This window comes from Candidatus Frankia nodulisporulans (assembly GCF_902806475.1).
Taxonomy (GTDB): domain Bacteria; phylum Actinomycetota; class Actinomycetes; order Frankiales; family Frankiaceae; genus Frankia; species Frankia umida.
Map to the genome: position 1 here is coordinate 1 of NZ_CADCWS010000466.1, position 1520 is coordinate 1520.

Below are 1520 nucleotides of genomic sequence, written 5' to 3' on the forward strand. Positions count from 1 at the left end.
GGGTCCGGGTTCTGCCTTGGTGGTCGACGCCAGTGTTGTGATCATGCAGGGTGAATGGGTGGGCGAGCTGGTCGGGCCGGATGTGTGGGAGACCTGCCGGGAGTTGATCCCGGCGGGCAGTGTGTTCGCGTTCCTGGCCGAGTACCGGGAGGGGCTGTTCCCGGCGGGGATGTTCACCGACATGTACCCGTCGTCCAACGGGCGGCCGAGCATGCCACCACAGGTGCTGGCGGCAGCCGTGGTGCTGCAGAGCCTGCACGGGCTGTCGGATTTCGAGACAGTGCAGGCGTTGCGGTGCGATCTGCGGTGGAAGGCCGCGTGCGGGCTGGGGCTGCTCGACACCGCCTTCGACCCGTCGCTGCTGACCTACTTCCGGCGACGGTTACAGCGTTCGAAGGCTCCGAACCGGCTGTTCGCCCAGGTCAGGGAGGTGGTGACGGCCACCGGTGTACTCACCGGCAGACACCGGCGGGCGTTGGACTCCACGGTCCTCGACGACGCGGTCGCGACCCAGGACACCGTGACCCAGCTGATCGCCGCGGTCCGCCGGGTGATCCGGGAGGTACCCGGGGCACCGGAGGTGGCCCGACGCTGGTGCGTCGGCCATGACTACACCGATCCGGGGAAACCGAAGATCGCCTGGAACGACGAGCAGGCCCGGACCGTGCTGGTCGATGCCCTGGTCACCGACGCGCTGAACCTGCTGGGTCGGCTGCCGGAGCAGGAACTCGGCGAGCGGGCCGCGAACGCGGTCGGCATGCTGGCTCTGGTCGCCGGACAGGACGTGGAACCGGCCGACGACTCCGACGGCGGTGACGGACGCTGGCGGATCGCCCGGCGCACCGCGAGAGACCGGGTGGTCTCGACCGTCGATCCCGAGGCCCGCCACATCCACAAGAACCGCACCCGCCACCAGGAGGGTTTCAAAGGGCATGTGTCCTTCGAACCCGAGACCGGGCTGTTCACCGCTGTCGCCCTCACCGGTGGTGGTGGAGCGGACAACCACGAGGCCACCGTCGCTGTCGATCTCCTGGCCGGCGAGGACCACCCGGTGGAACTCACCGTGCTCGGTGACGCCGCCTACAGCACCGGTGACCTGCGCACACGTCTGCGGGCCGACGGCCACACCCTGGTGATCAAGCCGTCCCCGCTACGGCCAGCGATCCCCGGCGGGTTCACCAGCGACGACTTCCTCATCGACACCGACACGGTCACCTGCCCGGCCGGTCACACCGCCCGCCTGGGTCGCCCCCAGACGGGCGGTCACCGCCAGGCCCAGTTCAAAGCCCTCTGCCGCACCTGCCCGCTATGCGCGCGTTGCACCACCTCCGCGACCGGGCGGACCCTCACCGTCCACCCCCAGCATGCCCTGCTGGCCGCCGCCCGCCGCGAGGCCACCGACCCGGCCTGGCAGGACGAGTACCGCCGCTGGCGCCCCCCCCGGTGGAACGCGGGATCGCCTGGCTGGTAGCACACGGCAACCGCCGGGTGCCCTACCGAGGCGTGGCCCGCAACGACAC

At 70.6% G+C, this 1520-nt stretch carries 1 pseudogene; it reads left to right on the plus strand.

The features are described 5' to 3' along the window. Positions 1 to 43: 43 nt before the first annotated feature. Positions 44 to 1520: pseudogene (locus G6R24_RS20845) on the plus strand (IS1182 family transposase); the annotation flags it as partial.